Raw genomic sequence first — 17,741 nt, 5'->3', positions numbered from 1 at the left:
GCCATGAAAATATTGAAAATTTGTATTGCTCTTTTACTAATCTCATTTATACATTCTTGTGCTACTGTAAAAATGCAAGTTACAGAAGGTCAAAAATTTAACCTAAAGAAAAAAGATGCAAAATTACTTCATTCATTTTATCTTGTTGGTGATGCTGGTAATTCTGAATTCAACAAAAGAGATTCTGCTTTATCTTATTTAAATCAGGTAATAGAAGAAGCGAATAAAAATTCTACTTTAATTTTTCTGGGAGATAATGTTTATCCTAAAGGAATTCCATCCAAAGGAAAAAAACTACATGAACTTTCTAAATACAGATTAAAAGTACAAACTGATATTGGTAAAAAATTCCCAGGAAAAACATTATTTATTCCTGGAAATCACGATTGGTATAGTGGTTTAAAAGGATTAAAAAGACAAGAAAAATTAGTTGAAGATGCTTTGGGTAAAAATACTTTCTTACCAGAAAACGGATGTCCGTTAGAAAAAATAGAGGTTAATGACGATATCAATATTATTGTTATAGACTCTCATTGGTATGTTACAAACTGGGACAATCATCCAGGAATTAACGATGAATGCCAAATAAAAACTCGAGAAAAGTTTTTTGAGGAGCTAGAAGGAATGATTAAAAAATCGCAAGGAAAAACAACGCTTTTAGCCATACATCATCCTGTATTTACAAACGGTCCTCATGGAGGTTATTACTCTTTTAAAAGTCATATGAAACCTCTACCTATTTTTGGTAGCGCCTTAAATATTTTAAGAAAAACATCTGGAGTAACAAATACAGATCAGCAAAATGATAAATACAATCAACTTAGAAAACGTATTATTAGCTTAGCACAACAAAACGAAAAAATAATTCTTGTTTCTGGTCATGAGCATAATTTACAATACATTGTACAAGACAACATACCACAAATAGTTAGTGGATCTGGCTCTAAAGTTACAGCTACAAAAAATGTAAACGGAGGTTTATTTTCTTACGGTACACAAGGTTTTGCAAGGTTAGATGTGTACACAGATGGTTCTTCTACTGTGCATTATTATACTGCAAAAGATCGTAAAATTGTGTACGAAGCAAATGTATTCGAAGCAGATAGTATTATTAAGTTTAATGCTTTCCCAAATGCAAAATTATCAGAAAAGGAAGCATCAATTTATACGGATAAAGAAACTACTAAAAGTGGTGTTTATAATTTACTTTGGGGTAAGAGATATAGAAAATATTTTGGTCAAAAAATAAACGCGCCAACAGTAAGTTTAGATACTTTATATGGAGGCTTAAAACCTGTTAGAAGAGGTGGAGGACATCAATCTAAATCTTTACGATTAGAAGATAAAGAGGGTAAAGAGTATGTAATGCGTGCATTAAGAAAAAATGCTGTTCAGTATTTGCAAGCTGTTGCTTTTAAAGATCAATATGTAGAGGGGCAATTTAAAAAAACCTATACAGAAAGCTTGTTGTTAGACGTTTTTACAGGCTCGCATCCTTATGCGCCATTTACCATTGCTCAATTGGCAGATGCTATTAATATTTATCATACAAATCCTATTTTATTTTACGTGCCAAAACAAAAAAGTTTGGGCGAATTCAACACAGATTATGGTGATGAATTGTATATGATTGAAGCCAGAACCGCTGATGGCCATGGAGATAAAGAAAATTTTGGTTATTCTGATGAAATTATAAGCACAGACGATTTAAGAAAAAATCTTAAAAAGGATGAAAAGTATTCTTTAGATGAAGAATCTTACATAAGAGCTCGTTTATTTGATATGTTAATTGGAGATTGGGACAGACACCAAGACCAATGGAGATGGGCTGAATTTAAAGAAAATGGTAAGGTTATTTATAGACCTGTACCAAGAGATAGAGATCAGGCTTTTTCTGTTTTTGCAGACGGAATTCTGTTAAACGTATTCACCAAATTAATACCTACTTTAAGAGGTATGCGTTCTTACGAAGAGGATATAAAAAGTACAAAATGGTTTAATTTATCTGGTCATCCTTTAGATATGACTTTAATTTCTGCTTCAGATAAAAAGGTTTGGGATAAACAAGTTAGCATTATTCAAAATCAAATAACAGACGAAATTATTGAGCGTGCTTTTTCTAATTTCCCTTCAGAAGTTAGAGGTGAAACTATAAATGATATTAAAAGAAAACTAAAAGGGAGAAGAAAAAATCTTCAAAAAATTTCTGATAACTACTTTTATTATTTGAATAAATTCCAAGTTATTACTGGTACCAATAAAGATGATAGATTCGAAATTAAACGCTTTGTTAATGGCGATACTCAAATTACAGCCTACAGAATAAAAGATGGTGAAAAAGGAACTATTATTCACAATAGACGCTATAAATATGATATTACCAAAGAAATTTGGATTTATGGTTTAGATGATGATGATGAGTTTTTATTAACTGGTGCTAATGGTAAAAAAAGCATTAAAATAAAAATTATTGGTGGTTTAAATAATGATGTTTACGACATTAAAAATGAACATGATGTTAAGGTTTATGATTATAAAACCAAGAAAAATACTTTTATCACTAAAAACATACATAAAAAAATCACAGACGATTATAAAACTAATACATACGATTATAAAAAACTGAAACATAAGCAGAGTAAAATTTCTCCTGCAATTGGTTACAACCCAGATGATGGAGTTAAAGTAGGTTTAAAATATTTATTTTTAGTAAATTCTTTCGAGAGAAATCCTTTTACGAGGCAACACGTTATTTCTGCAAACTATTACTTTGCAACTAAAGGTTTTGAATTAGGTTACTCATCAGAAATTGCCAATATTTTTGATCGTTGGAATTTAGGATTTGAAGCAAAGTTTAATAGCCCTAATTATTCATCTAACTTTTTTGGTTATGGAAACAATTCTTTAAATCCTGAAGCAGATAAAGATGATGAAGACAGAGATTATAACAGAGTTAAAATTGGTCAAATAAAACTAGGTTCATTCATAAAAATAAGAGGAGATTTAGGTGCAGCTTTAAAAATAGGATTAAACTACCAAAGTTTTGATATTGAAAGGACAGAAGGCAGATTTTTAGAAGATAATTACACTGCAGATAACAGAATTTTTAAACAACAACACTTTTTAAATACAGAAGCAAGTTACAATTACAAACACTCAGATAACCCTGCTTTTACAACATTAGGTATGGAGTTCGATACCAAGTTTGGATATACCAGAAATTTAGATGAAAAAAGAAATTTTGCTTACAATAATACTTCTTTGTCAATTACACACAAATTGATACCTAATGGTCAATTAGTTTTAGCATCTAAAGTAAAAGGACAATTTACTTTTGGTAATAACTTCGAGTTTTATCAAGCTGCAACAATTGGTGGTAACGAAGGTTTGCGTGCATATAGAAACGAACGCTTTACAGGTAAAAACGCATTTTATCATACTACTGATATTCGCTTAAATTTAAGAAGTGTAAAAACCAGTTTCTTACCAATGAATATTGGAATTTTCGGCGGATTTGATTACGGTAAAGTTTGGAATACACCAAACAACTTAACGATACCTATAACTGAAAACGGAACCCCAAATACTTCTTATGGAGGTGGAATATTTTTTAACGCAGCTAATATATTTGTAGGTAATCTTGGTGCATTTAATGGTGATGATGGGTTGCGAATTGCTTTTAAAGTAGGTTTTGATATTTAATAATATGAGTCAATTAGCATTAATTTTTGGTAGTATTTTTGGCTGTTTAGCTATATTTTTTGGTGCTTTTGGTGCGCACTTATTAAAGAAAATATTAAGTGGAGATCAATTACAAAGTTTTGAAACTGGCGTAAAATACCAAATGTATCACGCAATAGTTTTACTTGTGTTAGGCTTTAATTTAGATGATACTTTAACTATCGATAATTACATAGTAAATGCATTTATAATTGGTGTAATTCTGTTTTCTTTCTCTATTTACTTACTCGTTATTTCATCAGCAAAGAACAAGAAACTAAAGTTTTTAGGACCAATTACACCTTTAGGAGGCTTATTTTTAGCAGCTGGTTGGGCTATGCTTTTGTATAAGTTTACAGTATTCTTTTAGAACTTTATTTTATACAAATTACCACCTTCACCACCCGATTTTTCATCAGTAATAAGTAAGGTATTATTATTTTTAAAGGTTATACCTTCTTTTTGAGATTTATGAGTTAACTCGATTTCTTTTACATTCCCAGACAAAAAATTATCACCTTTAAAATCTGTGAAAATTAGAATATTTTTTTGTGATAAAAGCACTACTTTTTTTCCATCATCAGAAATATCTGCAGAGGTAATCCAAGAATCTAATTTTTTACCATTATCAAATTCGCCAATTAATTTTGCTTTATGTTTTCCTTTTTCAGCAGGAATTCTATACAAAGAAGTTTTTCCGTATTTTTTCTTTGTTCTACTTTTTGTAAAAATATAAAAGTGATTATTGTAATAAAAAAAAGACTCTGAATCAAAAAATAAATTTTTCTTTTTTGGTGGAAATTTATTCTGATCTTCATACTCAAATTCAATCTTTTCTACCTCAGCATTTTTTTTATTTAAGTATTTTTTATCAACCTTTAAAATTCTTAAATTCTTTCTTTTGCTGTTATTATTCCCAAAATCACCAATGTATAAGTTTCCATTTTTATCCGCAGTTAAATCTTCCCAATCGTGATTTTTAGTTTTAACATAAATCTCTTTTAGAATTTTACCTTCTTCAGAAACTGCAAATAATTTTGGTTGATTTCCAGAATCATTCAACATCCAAATTAAATCAGAACCTTTTATGGTTTCTGTTCCAGAAACCTCTTCTAAAACCTTTGGTAAATCAGCAATCATTTCTAATTGTCCGAAATTTTGACAACTAAAAAATAATAACAAACAGAATGATATAAGAAGCTTTTTCATCAACATAAAATTTTTTGAATTAATTTACTTTAGAAAGATAAAGATAGGTTTTACCAACCTCCAGAAGCACCTCCACCTCCAAAAGAGCCACCTCCAAATCCGCCACCAAAGCCACCGCCTCCAAAAGAGCCTCCACCAGATGAACCACCAAAACCACCACCAAAGCTTCCTCCACCTCTACCAGCGTTGCTTAAAATAATGGTATCTAAAATTGTGCCTGCTACAGAACCTCTTCTATAACCTCTGCCTCCACCTCTATTATTTTTATTTCCTCTAGAAATAAGAATAAAAAAGATGATGATAACAATTACAAAAATGATAATTCCTGGATCAAAACCTTCGGATTCTTGTTGTCGTGTTCCTTTAAACTCGCCATTTAAAGTTCTAAAAATATAATCAGATCCTTTATTTAAGCCTGCATAAAAATCGCCTTTTCTAAACTCAGGGATTATAACTCTATCTATAATTCTTTTCGATTGAAAATCGGTCAGTAAATGCTCTACACCTCTACCATTTTGGATTGCAATTTTTTTATCGTCTTTTGCTAATAAAACTAAAACACCATTGTCTTTTTCAGCATCTCCAATTCCCCATTTTTCTCCCCAATTTGCAGCTAAGTAATTTATATTTTCACCTTCTGTAGATGAAATAATTGCAATTACAATTTGGGTTGATGTTGTGTCTGAATAACGAACTAATTTACTCTCTAAATTCTTTTTTTGATTTGCTGATAACAAATTCACATAATCGTAAACACTAGTTTGAAATTTAGGTGTTTCAGGAATTTCAAATCCTTGAGAAAAAGTGTTTAACGAAAAAACAAAAGCAATTACAAGCAACAACTTTTTACACAAATCTGCGAACTGAAAACTATCTTTTAAAAACTGTTTACGAATCATCATTATCCTTTAGAAATCTCATTAGAAAGTTCATTTTCATCATCTATTTGCCAAGGAAAGTGTGCTTTTAATTCTTCACCAGCTTTTAAAATACCATCAACAATACCTTGTTTAAAGTTGGCATTTTTAAAATGATTTTGCATTATGTCTTTGGTAGAATTCCAGAAGTCTTTAGGTACCACTTTATTAATACCTTTATCACCATAAATTACGAATTTTTTATCGTTTACAGCAACATAAATCAGTACTGCATTTTCATCTTTTGTGTTGTTCATTTTTAAAAGATGAAACACCTCTAAAGAGCGTTCGTAATGATCTTTATCTGTTGTAGCTTCTATATGTACACGAATTTCGCCAGAAGTATTTTTTTCGGCAATTCGAATTGCCTCAATAATTTCTTGCTCTTCTTCTTTGGTTAAAAAAGCTTCTACTTTAGACATTTAAGTGTTTTATAAATTAAAATTCGAAATTTACATCTACTGCATTTTCAGAACCTGGATTAGATTTATATCTAGCCATTTCATCAAAATTAAACCAACCAGCAAATATTGAATTTGGGAAAATTTTAATGTGTTTATTGTATTTATTTACATCTTCATTAAAACGATCTCTCGCAACATTTATTCTGTTTTCTGTACCTTCTAACTGACTTTGTAATTCTAAGAAATTTGCATTCGCTTTTAAATCAGGATAACGTTCTACAGAAACTAATAACTTCGATAACGCACCTGTTAAACCAGATTGTGCTTGTTGAAATTGTGCTAAATTATCTGGTGTTAAATCTCCTGCGTTTATATTTACAGAAGTTGCTTTTGCTCTTGCATTAATTACTTCTGTTAATGTACTTTTTTCAAAATCTGCAGCACCTTGAACCGTTTTTACTAAATTACCAATTAAATCGTTTCTACGTTGGTAAGCACTTTCTACATTAGACCATTCTGTTTTTGCGTCTTCTTGTAAAACTACAGCATCATTATTAAAACTTTTACCCTTACTAAAAAGATAAAACCCAATTACCACAATAATTATTACTGGTATTAACCATTTTTTCATAATTTCTATATTTTTATTGATTGATTTTTTGCATTACAATAATATCGAATATTCTTGAGAATATAAAGAATATTAGCGTGTTTCCTATGGTTAGACACAAGAAAATAGAATTTGTTACAACTGATTTTTAATTTTAATCAATTCTGCTTTTACCCCTTCTAATCTGCTAATAATTTCGTGATTATTAAAAATTCCTTCTGGATTTTTTTTAAGCTTTTGTTTTGCACCTTCTAAAGTAAAACCTCTTTCTTTAACTAAATTAAATATTAGCTTAAAGTTCTTGATATCTTCTTGAGTAAAAAGACGATTGCCTTTTGCATTTTTTTTTGGCTTAATAACATTGAACTCCTTTTCCCAAAAGCGAATTAAAGATGCATTTACTTGAAAAGCTTTGGCTACTTCGCCTATTTTATAATAACGTTTTTCGGGTAAATCTACGTGCATTTTTTGTTATTCAGTGTTTGGTGTTTGGTGTTTGGTGTTTGGTGTTTGGTGTTTAAAAAAAGACTTTTAGAAGCTTAGACAAACATTGGATTAATTTCTAAAATTTCCTCAACTTTTTTTAATCTAAAATCTATCCTCTTTAATCTCTTTTCTCTTGTCCCTAAAACTAAATCAATAAAACTTAGTCGTAAGACTGACTTTCTTCTGACGTTTTTTGCAAATTGGCAAACTCATCCAAAGATAAATCTCCGTAATAAAAATTTATAGGGTTTACAGCTCTATCATTTTTATGTACTTCGTAATGTAAATGTGGTGCCACAGATAAACCTGTATTACCAACATAACCTATTAAGTCTCCCCTTTTTACTTCTTGCCTTCTTTTTACCACCATTTTACTTAAATGCGCATAAATGGTTTTGTAACCATATCCATGGTCTATGTAAATTACATTCCCAAAAGTACTACTTCTTTGTGCTCTATGAATTTTACCATCTCCAGAAGCATAAACAGGTGTACCTTTTGGTGCTGTAAAATCCATTCCTTTATGAAATTTATTAATTTTTAAAATAGGATGCATTCTCATTTTATAACCAGAAGCTACATAAAAATCTCCTCTTTTAACAGGTAAAATTGCAGGTATAGCCGCCAACATTTTTTTCTTTTCTTTAGCTAGTTCTACAATTTCATCTAAAGATTTAGACTGTACTACCATTTGTTTCGATAAAATATCTACCTCTTTGGTTAGTTTGGTAATTAAATCAGAATTATCAAAACCTTCTAAGTTCTTATATCGATTTACACCACCAAAACCTGCTTTACGTTGTTCTTCTGGTATTGGATTAGCCTCAAAATAACTACGGTAAATATTATTATCTCTTTCTTGTAATTGAGATAATATCGAAGAACTTTCTTCTAATCTTTTTTCAATAAGCTCGTAATGAAACTTCAAGTTTTCTAACTCTCTTTTTTGTGCACGCTCAGAAGGCGACATTAAAATTTGACTAAAACCAATAAAACCAAAAAATGCAATTAAAACTACCCCTAAAAAACTAAATATTACTTTACGATATTTATCACTCTTTTTTACTGCAATTTTTCTGTAAGAAAGGGTATTCTCATCATAATAATATTTTACTTTTGCCATATTCTTAAATATACTATTTTTGTGTTTTTTGTACAGCTAATTTGTTATTAACTATACTTAAAGAACAAACAAATTTACAAAATGTTTTACAACTGCTTTTTTTTATGCAGTTTTTTAAAAATAAATTAACAAAATCCAACTTGTTGGAAACTTCTTTTTTATGAAATCTCAAGAAATTCGTGCTACTTTTTTAAACTTTTTTAAAGAAAAATCTCATTTAGTAGTTCCTTCTGCTCCAATGGTTACAAAAGACGACCCAACGTTGATGTTTGTTAATTCTGGAATGGCGCCTTTTAAAGAATATTTTTTAGGTAATGGAACTCCAAAAAAGAACAGAATTACAGATTCGCAAAAATGTTTGCGTGTTTCTGGTAAACATAACGATTTAGAAGAAGTTGGTTACGATACTTATCATCATACGCTATTCGAAATGTTAGGTAACTGGTCTTTTGGCGATTATTTTAAAAAAGAAGCAATTGCTTGGGCTTGGGAGTTGTTAACCGAAGTTTATAAAATTGATAAAGATATTTTATATGTTACCGTTTTTGAAGGTTCTGATGATGCTGATGATTTAGGTATGGACACAGAAGCTTACGATTTATGGAAACAATTTATTGCTGAAGATCGTATTTTAAAAGGAAATAAAAAAGATAATTTTTGGGAAATGGGAGAGCAAGGACCTTGTGGACCTTGTTCTGAAATTCACGTTGATATTCGTTCTGCAGAAGAAAAAGCAAAAGTTGACGGTAAAACGTTGGTAAACGAAGATCATCCGCAAGTTGTAGAAATCTGGAACTTGGTTTTTATGCAATACAACCGAAAAGCAAATGGTAATTTAGAAGAATTACCAAACAAACATATTGATACAGGTATGGGCTTTGAGCGTTTGTGTATGGTTTTACAAGATGTTCAATCGAACTACGATACCGATGTTTTTACGCCAATTATTAGAGAAATTGAAGCGATTACCAACACCAAATATGGTAAAAACGAACAACAAGACATTGCAACTCGTGTAATTTCTGATCACGTTAGAGCTGTCGCTTTTTCTATTGCTGATGGTCAATTACCAAGCAACACAGGTGCTGGCTATGTAATTCGTAGAATTTTAAGAAGAGCCGTACGTTACGGATTTACATTTTTAGATAAAAAAGAACCTTTTATTTATAGATTAGTTGATGTTTTAAGCAAAAAAATGGGTACAGCTTTCCCAGAAATTAAAGCGCAAAAGCAACTAATAGAAAACGTAATTAAAGAAGAAGAAACTTCTTTTTTAAGAACACTAGATCAAGGTTTGGTTTTGTTAGATGGCATTATTGCATCAGCAAAAACAAAAGAAATTTCTGGTGATAAAGTTTTTGAATTGTATGATACTTTTGGTTTTCCTATAGATTTAACTGCTTTAATTTTATCAGAAAAAGGATATACTTTAGATGAAAAAGGCTTTGAAGCTGAACTTCAAAAACAAAAAAATAGATCTCGTGCTGCAAGTGAAATGTCTACAGAAGATTGGACAGTTTTAGTTGATGATGCTGTACAAGAATTTATTGGTTACGATTTTTTAGAAGCCAATGTAAAAATTACACGTTACAGAAAAGTTACTTCTAAAAAAGACGGAACAATGTATCAACTTGTTTTTAATTTAACTCCTTTTTATCCAGAAGGTGGTGGACAAGTTGGTGATAAAGGGTATTTAGAAAATGTAAATGGCGATGTTATTTATATAATTGATACCAAAAAAGAAAATAATGTAATTATTCATTTTACTAAAAATTTACCCGAAAATGTAAATGCTGCTTTTAAAGCAAATGTAGATGAAAAACAACGTTACAGAACTGAGTGCAACCATACTGCAACTCACCTTTTACACCAAGCTTTAAGAGAAGTTTTAGGAAAACACGTAGAGCAAAAAGGTTCTGCTGTACATTCTAAATATTTACGTTTCGATTTTTCTCACTTTTCTAAATTAACTGTTGATGAATTACGTGATGTAGAAAACTTTGTTAATGCTCGTATTTCTGGTAAATTGCCTTTAGAAGAAAGTAGAAACATTACTATGGAAAAAGCAATTGCAGATGGAGCAATGGCTTTATTTGGAGAAAAATATGGAGATACTGTTAGAGCAATTAAATTTGGTAAATCTGTAGAACTTTGTGGTGGAACTCACGTAAAAAATACAGGCGATATCTGGCATTTTAAAATTAAATCTGAAAGTGCAGTTGCTGCAGGAATTCGAAGAATTGAAGCCATTACAAATGATGCTGTTAAAGATTTTTATTTTGATAATAACAGAACTTTATTCGAAGTAAAAGATTTATTAAACAACGCAAAAGATCCTGTAAAAGCAGTTCAAAAATTACAAGACGAAAATGCTGATTTACAAAAACAAGTTGAGCAATTACTAAAAGAAAAAGCGCAAAACTTATCAGGAGAAATTAAAAACCAATTACAAGAAATTAACGGCGTTCAGTTTTTAGCAACTAAGGTAGATTTAGACGCAAACGGAATTAAAAACTTGGCTTTTGGTTTGGGTAAAGAACATCAGAATTTATTTTTGTTATTTGCTTCTTCTCCTAAAAATGACAAAGCATTATTAACTTGTTATATTTCTAAAGAATTAGCAAACGAACGTGGTTATAATGCAGGAACTGTGGTTAGAGAATTGGGGAAATTAATTCATGGAGGTGGAGGTGGCCAACCTTTCTTTGCAACTGCTGGTGGTAAAAATCCTGGTGGAATTCCTAAAGTTTTAGAAAAAGCGAAAGAATATATAGTTTGAAAAAAATAAAGAGTAAATTTTCTTTTTTCATTATACTTTTTATCATCATAATTGTGCTGATTCTTTCTGGTCTTGGAATTTGGTATGTAAGTTCTTTTTTATTTAATAAATAGTAAAAATCACTTCTATAAAAATGAAACTGCAAACTAAAATTCTAATTCAAAAAGAAACTAAAAATCAAATCAATTATAATTCTAAAGTATTGCTATTGGGTTCTTGTTTTTCTGAAAATATTGGAAATAAATTTAATTATTTTAAGTTTCAATCTTTGCAAAATCCGTTTGGTATTTTGTTTCATCCTATTGCTATAGAAAATTTAGTAACAAATGTTATCAACCAAAAAAAATATACAGAAGAAGATTTAATTTATCAAAATGAAATTTGGCATTCATTTGATGCGCATTCTAGCTTAAGTTCATTGGATAAAAATGAGATATTAAATCATTTAAATTCAGCAATTACATCAACAAATAAAAAATTAGAAGAAGCATCACATATTGTAATTACACTAGGTACTTCTTGGGTTTACAGACATATAGAAAGCGATAAAATTGTAGTTAATTGTCATAAAATTCCGCAAAAAAAATTCTTAAAAGAATTGTTAAGTGTTGATGAAATTACCGAAAGTTTAGAAGCTATAATTGCATTGATAAAATCTATAAATAAGAATGTATCTATTTTGTTTACAGTTTCGCCTGTTAGGCATTTTAAAGATGGTTTTATAGAAAATACACAAAGTAAAAGCCATTTAATTACAGCAATACATCAAATAATTGATGAAAGAAAAAACACGCATTATTTTCCTTCTTACGAAATTATGATGGATGAATTACGCGATTATCGTTTTTATAATGAAGATATGATTCATCCTAATAAAACTGCCATAAATTACATTTGGGAAAGGTTTATAGCAACTTGGTTTTCAGATAAAACAAAAGCAACTTTAAAAGAAATTGATGCCATTCAAAGAGGAATTTTACACAGACCTTTTAATGAGAGTTCTGAACAACATCAGCAATTTCTTAATAATTTAGAAGCAAAAAAAGATAAAATTCAGAAGGAATTTTCTTTTATAAAGTTTTAAAACACAACCGAAATTGTGTTTTAAAACCTATACAGAGATCCAAAATTTATAGATATTGATCTACATCTCCCCAAGGACCTCCATTAATTACATCTATGCCATGGTTTTGCAAAAACTGAGTTGCTTGTCCACTTCTTGCACCACTTCTACAAACAGCAATTACAGGTTTATTCCAAGATTTTATTTCATCTACATTTAAAGGAATTACTGTTAACACAATGTGTTTTGCGCCTTCAGAATGCCCTTCATTCCATTCTTCTTGTGTTCTTACATCTAAAACAACTGCTCCTTTTTCTAAATATTCTTTAATTTCTGCACTCATATTTTTTCTTTTAAACAAGTTAAATAAACCCATATTATCTCTTAATTTTGGCACAAAGCTAATCCATTTTCAATTAACCTTGTGTAGCTTTTGTTACACTTTAACTCGTGTAATGTTGCTAAAATTTTAGATTTAATCTTGTAATTATTTTGCAAAGCTAATTCATAGAGTTCTAAATTCAATAACCAATCCTTAGAAAATTTAGTTTTTAACTGATTAAAAATTTCTGTTATTTTTAATTCTGATACTGAATTATCTTCACGCATTTCTTTTACTTGGTCGTATAAAAAATACAATGCATTCTCTTTTTCTGAATACTTTATTTTATGTGTTTTGACTTCAGAAACTTTAGTAGAATTTTCGAAAGAATTTACATCTGCAGGACCTGCATAAGCCGAAATTACTTCTTTACCAACAGCCATATCATACAAACCCCATTCAGGTTTAAAAAGTATTTTTTCTTTATAAGTTACTGTACAATCTGTAAAAGTGATGATTAAAATTTTACCTCTTAAATCTCTAGTGCCAGTTATTGCTTTTCCTTTTACTACTACTCCACTTTCGAACTCTAAAGTCATAAACTCGCCTTCGTAAATTCCGTAAGCTTTTAAATCTCTAGGACTCATATCTTCTATTGGCAAATTAATTCCTTTTAATTTACCAATTGGGCTACCAAAACCATTAGCGTGTTTTGTTGCTCCATGACCAATTAATTCTTTGTCTCTATTGGCTAAAGCTGTTTTACCAATAGTTTGAAAATAAGCAACTTTATTATTTTTAAACTGAATTACATCATCAAAAATACCCGAAATTTGAATACCGGTTGTTAATTCTATGGTTCCAATATTTTTAGAATTTATTAATTTTTTAATTCCATTTAAACCGCCATTTCTTAAAGCCATTGTATTGGCAAACTCATCTAAAACCAAACTTAAATATGCAAAATCTGGAGTTACAAATAATTGAGGTTGTGGTTTTGTAATATCAAAATTCTTAGTAGCAGCTTCTATAGAATAAGGTAGTTTTTTTACTTCGTTCTGCATACACCAAGCACTTTCTCCTATAGATGATAAAAGTCCTGCTCCATATATTTTAGGATCATCTAAAGAACCAATTAAACCATATTCTACTGTCCACCAATGTAAATTTCTAATTTGAGCCATTTCTGATAATTCGCCCATATTATTTTGCAATTCTTCTACTTTTTCTTGTGCTTCTTTAACTTGCAAATCCGTAGAATTTGGATCTTCTTTTAAAATGGATAAAAGTCGAATTGCCTCGTACATTTCGTAATCTTTAGCAGATGAAATTGCTTTGCTACCAATTTCACCAAAACGTCTTAAATATTCTGCATACTCAGGATTTGCAATAATTGGCGCGTGGCCAGCTGCTTCATGAATAATATCTGGTGCTGGAGTATATTCTATATGATTTATAGTTCTCATATCTGAAGCAATTACCAAAACATTATAAGCTTGGAATTCCATAAAAGCGTTTGGCGGAATAAATCCATCCACAGAAACTGCAGCCCAACCAATTTCTTTTAAAATACGATTCATACCTTCCATTCTAGGAATATTTTCTGAAGAAATTCCTGTTTTTTGCAAACCAGGTATGTACGATTTATGCGCAACTTTGCTTAAATAATCTATGTTCATACGCATTACATATCTCCAAACTGCTTGATTTTGTGCTGTATATGCATCATAAGGTTGCTTTACAATAAACTTATGCAAGTGTTTAGGCAGTTTCTGAGTTACTTCGTTAAATTCTAAAGGAGTTTTCATTACGAATTTCATAAAATTAGTTAGGTAAAATTACGAATAATTACAGATAAATCAATACAATTTATTTACAACTGCTTTTTTATTACTTTAGCTTTATAAAAAAAGCATTCCTTGAAAAAACTATTTTATTTAGGTGTAACACTACTTTTATTCTGCTGTGCAAAAGAGCAGAAAATTATGGTTGATATTTCTGATGACATTATCATCCCCAAAAATTATGTGGTGCATAAAGCCACTTCAGAAATTATTATTGATGGAAAAGCGGATGAAATTGATTGGAAAAATGCAAAATTTACAACTAATTTTATAGATATTGAAGGGGTAAAAACACCAAAACAACAAACTAATGTTAAAATGCTTTGGGACAAAAATTACCTTTATATTTATGCTAAACTAAAAGAAAAACACATTTGGGCGGATATTAAAAAAAGAGACGAAGTTATTTTTTACAATAACGATTTTGAAGTTTTTATAGATCCATCTAACGACACCTATAATTATGGAGAAATTGAAATAAATGCTCTAAATACGGTTTGGGATTTAAAATTAGACAAACCTTATCGTTTTAGCGGAAATGCAGATAATAGTTGGAATTTAAACAATCTTAAATCAGCAGTTTTTATGAAAGGAACTTTAAATGATTTTTCTGATGAAGATGATTTTTGGTCCTTAGAAATTGCAATTCCACTAGAACCTCTTGTCACACTTAAAAATCAACCAAAAAACAAACCCGTTGATGGTGAACAATGGCGTATAAATTTTTCTAGAGTTGAGTGGGATTTCGAAATTATTGATGATAAATATGCTCGAAAAAAAGTCAATAATACATATTTACCTGAATATAATTGGGTTTGGAGCAATCAAGGAGCTATAAATATGCACATTCCTGAAAACTGGGGATACCTTCAATTTTCGAATAAAAACGCATCTGAACACGAAGTTTTTAAACCCAAAACCTCAATAATTTCAGAACAAATTACATTCGCCTTATTTCGAAAAATAAACTTTGGTGATTTGCAATTTTTAAAAGAAAAAGAAATTGGTTTTAAAACTGAATTTACTTCTTTAACTTATAATGATGTAATTGTAGATGCTTCTTTTATCAGAACAAATTCAGGTTTTACTCTTAGCACAGAAAACAAAAAAAAGCAAAAAAAATATACAATTAAAGAGGATGGTTTTATCATCAGAAAATAAAAATTATGACAAAAAATATTTTTTTAAGCATTTTACTATTAGCAATTGTTAGTTGCAAAAATGATGATAAATCATCCTTAAAAGTTAAAAAGGAAAGTTTTGTATTTGCTTCATGGACATCCGCAGGAAATACGTTTGACAAATTAAAATGGAAAAAAAAGATTAAATATTACGATTCTTTAGGCATTAGTGAAATTCTGGTAAGTGGTGCTCCAGAAATTTTAGAAAAAATTATACCAATTGCCAATCAAAAAAACATAAAAGTCCATGGTTGGATGTGGACGTTAAACAGACCTAATGATACTATAGCCATGCAACATCCAGAGTGGTATGCTGTAAATAGAAACCTGCAAAACTCCTTAGATTATAGAGCTTATGTAGATTATTATCAGTGGTTGAGTCCTTTTCATCCAGAGGCCAGAGATTATATTATAAGTAACGCAAAAGAGTTCATGAAAATAGACGGCTTAGCTTCAGTTCATTTAGATTATGTTAGATATCCTGATGTTATTTTGGGTGCAGATTTACAACCAAAATACAACTTGGTCCAAGATACAGAAATGCCTGAGTTTGATTATGATTATCATCCTATTGCCAGAAAACAATTCAAAGCAATTTTTGATAAAGATCCTATTGACTTCGAACATCCTGAATTATCTACAGAATGGCGCCAATTTAGATTGAATGCAGTTACAACTTTGGTTAACGAAATTGTAGCAATTGCGCATACCAAAAACAAAAAAGTAACAGCTGCTGTTTTTCCCTTTCCTACAATGTCTAGACAAATGGTTAGACAAGCTTGGAACGATTGGAATTTAGATACAGCCTACCCAATGCTATATCAAAATTTTTACAGAGAAAACATCAATTGGATTGGTTTTGCTACAAAACAAGATGTTAATGATGTAGATTTCCCTATAATTTCTGGTTTATATTCTCCTGCTTTAAGAAAACCAGAAGATTTAGAAAAAGCCATTAAAATTGCTAAAAAAAATGGCGCAAAAGGTATTTCTATTTTTACTGCGGATGATTTAACTGCAGCACAAAAAGCGGTTTTTATCAAACTAAAATCAGAATTCAAAAAATAGAAACTGTAACATTTACTGATTTTCAACTACTTATAATAAAAGATATACTATTATGGGTTTTGGAGGTTCTGCAGCAGCAATGATTACTAGTCTAAAAAATAACAAAAGAACACGCGTTTCGACTTTTCAAAAAATGAAAGATTTTAAAGAAGGTAAAAACATTCAAGTTTCTTTTGATAAAAAAGCAACACCTCAACAATTAAAAAGAATAAGAGAAAAATTACAATCAGAAAATAAAAAAAAATTAATAAGAATTTTACTTATTTCTGGTAGTATTTTAATAATCGTTATTTACCTAATAGGTTTTGTAAAATTTTAAATAAAAAAAGCCATCTTTTCAGACGGCTTATTAATTTTATACTTTAATGCTTATTTTCTGTAAGCTTCTTTAATTACTTTTATTACATCTACAGCTTTAGACCTTTTTGCAATTTGCAAAGCAGTTAACCTTGTAGCTTTATCAGATTTTGTATTTAATTTTGCTCCATTATCAATTAATAATTTTGCGATTTTAGATTTATTATGTCTAGCAGCAAACATTAAAGGTGTTAAACCTGTTGATTTTTCATTAACATCTTGACCAGATTCTATAAGCGATTTTACAGCGTCATAATTTCCCATTTGTATCAATTTACAGAATGAACTTACTGCATAGCCAGCTTTTGTTGATGCTACAGTTTTCTCTTTTAAATTTAACGAAGTTGCGTTACTTGAACTTGAGAACGCCAATAAGCAGATAAAGCTGCTTAAAATTAATTTTTTCATAATAGATAAGTTTTTAGATTAATATGATAATTTATGGTTGTTTATATATTTAATAGACCAATCAAAATCAATTATGTTTCAGAGCTTTACCTTATTTAACAAGCGTTTAACGCATTCGTATATTTTATCTAAAAAAAAACTCAATTTATGTTAATATCATATTTATTACACTTTTAAATTCGTTTAATCTCAACTTTATCGGTTTCGTAGAATTTTAAAAATATCTCCAAAATCTTTCTTATTTTTACCT

16 protein-coding genes are annotated in these 17,741 nt (G+C 29.6%); 7 read left to right on the top strand and 9 right to left on the bottom strand.

Annotated features, from left to right (window positions below):
• Window positions 1-3 precede the first annotated feature (3 nt).
• Together BW723_RS07805 and BW723_RS07800 are read left to right on the top strand one after the other, a co-directional pair.
• The gene (locus BW723_RS07805; RefSeq protein WP_068356487.1) at window positions 4-3,702 is read left to right on the top strand and encodes a metallophosphoesterase; all 3,699 of its coding nucleotides are present in this window, start codon (window positions 4-6) and stop codon (window positions 3,700-3,702) included.
• A gap of 4 nt (window positions 3,703-3,706) precedes the next feature.
• Window positions 3,707-4,090 (top strand): DUF423 domain-containing protein, encoded by a 384-nt coding sequence (locus tag BW723_RS07800; protein ID WP_068356940.1) that lies wholly within the window; start codon window positions 3,707-3,709, stop codon window positions 4,088-4,090.
• Here the strand turns inward: BW723_RS07800 and BW723_RS07795 are convergent.
• From BW723_RS07795 to BW723_RS07770, 6 genes are all read right to left on the bottom strand, one after another.
• Window positions 4,087-4,929 carry an SdiA-regulated domain-containing protein gene (locus BW723_RS07795; protein WP_068356490.1) on the bottom strand — a complete coding sequence of 281 codons (843 nt, stop codon included), beginning with the start codon at window positions 4,927-4,929 and terminating at the stop codon, window positions 4,087-4,089. The two genes, BW723_RS07800 and BW723_RS07795, sit on opposite strands and share 4 nt — an antisense overlap.
• A 50-nt stretch (window positions 4,930-4,979) precedes the next feature.
• Window positions 4,980-5,831: a TPM domain-containing protein gene (locus tag BW723_RS07790; RefSeq protein ID WP_068356493.1), complete on the bottom strand. Its 852-nt coding sequence runs from the start codon at window positions 5,829-5,831 to the stop codon at window positions 4,980-4,982.
• Window positions 5,831-6,268 carry a TPM domain-containing protein gene (locus tag BW723_RS07785; protein WP_068356495.1) on the bottom strand — a complete coding sequence of 146 codons (438 nt, stop codon included), beginning with the start codon at window positions 6,266-6,268 and terminating at the stop codon, window positions 5,831-5,833. Before BW723_RS07785 ends, BW723_RS07790 begins: the two co-directional genes overlap by 1 nt.
• A gap of 16 nt (window positions 6,269-6,284) precedes the next feature.
• On the bottom strand, window positions 6,285-6,881 hold the full coding sequence (locus BW723_RS07780; RefSeq protein ID WP_068356497.1) for a LemA family protein: 597 nt from the start codon (window positions 6,879-6,881) through the stop codon (window positions 6,285-6,287).
• A 114-nt stretch (window positions 6,882-6,995) separates the two neighbouring features.
• Window positions 6,996-7,325: a MerR family transcriptional regulator gene (locus BW723_RS07775; protein ID WP_068356500.1), complete on the bottom strand. Its 330-nt coding sequence runs from the start codon at window positions 7,323-7,325 to the stop codon at window positions 6,996-6,998.
• A gap of 181 nt (window positions 7,326-7,506) precedes the next feature.
• Window positions 7,507-8,469, bottom strand: a complete 963-nt coding sequence (locus BW723_RS07770) for a M23 family metallopeptidase (protein ID WP_068356504.1) — start codon at window positions 8,467-8,469, stop codon at window positions 7,507-7,509.
• A 160-nt stretch (window positions 8,470-8,629) separates the two neighbouring features.
• Between BW723_RS07770 and alaS the strand changes: the two genes are divergently transcribed.
• Complete coding sequence (gene alaS, locus BW723_RS07765; protein WP_068356507.1) at window positions 8,630-11,248, top strand: alanine--tRNA ligase; 2,619 nt, start codon at window positions 8,630-8,632, stop codon at window positions 11,246-11,248.
• 133 nt (window positions 11,249-11,381) lie between these two features.
• A complete protein-coding gene (locus BW723_RS07760) occupies window positions 11,382-12,332 on the top strand; it encodes a GSCFA domain-containing protein (RefSeq protein ID WP_068356510.1) in 951 nt (316 codons plus the stop codon).
• Between the two features lie 46 nt (window positions 12,333-12,378).
• Here the strand turns inward: BW723_RS07760 and BW723_RS07755 are convergent, their stop codons facing one another.
• Together BW723_RS07755 and BW723_RS07750 are read right to left on the bottom strand one after the other, a co-directional pair.
• The gene (locus BW723_RS07755; protein WP_068356942.1) at window positions 12,379-12,654 is read right to left on the bottom strand and encodes a rhodanese-like domain-containing protein; all 276 of its coding nucleotides are present in this window, start codon (window positions 12,652-12,654) and stop codon (window positions 12,379-12,381) included.
• Window positions 12,655-12,695: 41 nt separating this feature from the next.
• Window positions 12,696-14,441, bottom strand: a complete 1,746-nt coding sequence (locus tag BW723_RS07750; RefSeq protein ID WP_068356513.1) for an aromatic amino acid hydroxylase — start codon at window positions 14,439-14,441, stop codon at window positions 12,696-12,698.
• Window positions 14,442-14,552: 111 nt separating this feature from the next.
• Here BW723_RS07750 and BW723_RS07745 point away from each other — a divergent pair, with 111 nt between their 5' ends.
• From BW723_RS07745 to BW723_RS07735, 3 genes are read left to right on the top strand one after another with little or no spacing between them, the layout of a single operon-like run.
• Window positions 14,553-15,638: a carbohydrate-binding family 9-like protein gene (locus tag BW723_RS07745; protein ID WP_068356516.1), complete on the top strand. Its 1,086-nt coding sequence runs from the start codon at window positions 14,553-14,555 to the stop codon at window positions 15,636-15,638.
• 5 nt (window positions 15,639-15,643) lie between these two features.
• The gene (locus BW723_RS07740) at window positions 15,644-16,726 is read left to right on the top strand and encodes a family 10 glycosylhydrolase (protein WP_068356518.1); all 1,083 of its coding nucleotides are present in this window, start codon (window positions 15,644-15,646) and stop codon (window positions 16,724-16,726) included.
• 52 nt (window positions 16,727-16,778) lie between these two features.
• On the top strand, window positions 16,779-17,045 hold the full coding sequence (locus tag BW723_RS07735) for a hypothetical protein (RefSeq protein ID WP_068356521.1): 267 nt from the start codon (window positions 16,779-16,781) through the stop codon (window positions 17,043-17,045).
• Window positions 17,046-17,095: 50 nt separating this feature from the next.
• Here BW723_RS07735 and BW723_RS07730 read toward each other — a convergent pair whose 3' ends face one another.
• Window positions 17,096-17,491 (bottom strand): ankyrin repeat domain-containing protein, encoded by a 396-nt coding sequence (locus tag BW723_RS07730; RefSeq protein WP_068356524.1) that lies wholly within the window; start codon window positions 17,489-17,491, stop codon window positions 17,096-17,098.
• Window positions 17,492-17,741: the final 250 nt, after the last annotated feature.

This window comes from Polaribacter reichenbachii, from assembly GCF_001975665.1.
GTDB classification, from domain to species: Bacteria; Bacteroidota; Bacteroidia; order Flavobacteriales; family Flavobacteriaceae; genus Polaribacter; species Polaribacter reichenbachii.
Note: the sequence above shows the minus strand (reverse complement) of the source record. Positions and strands in the feature narration are given on the sequence as shown.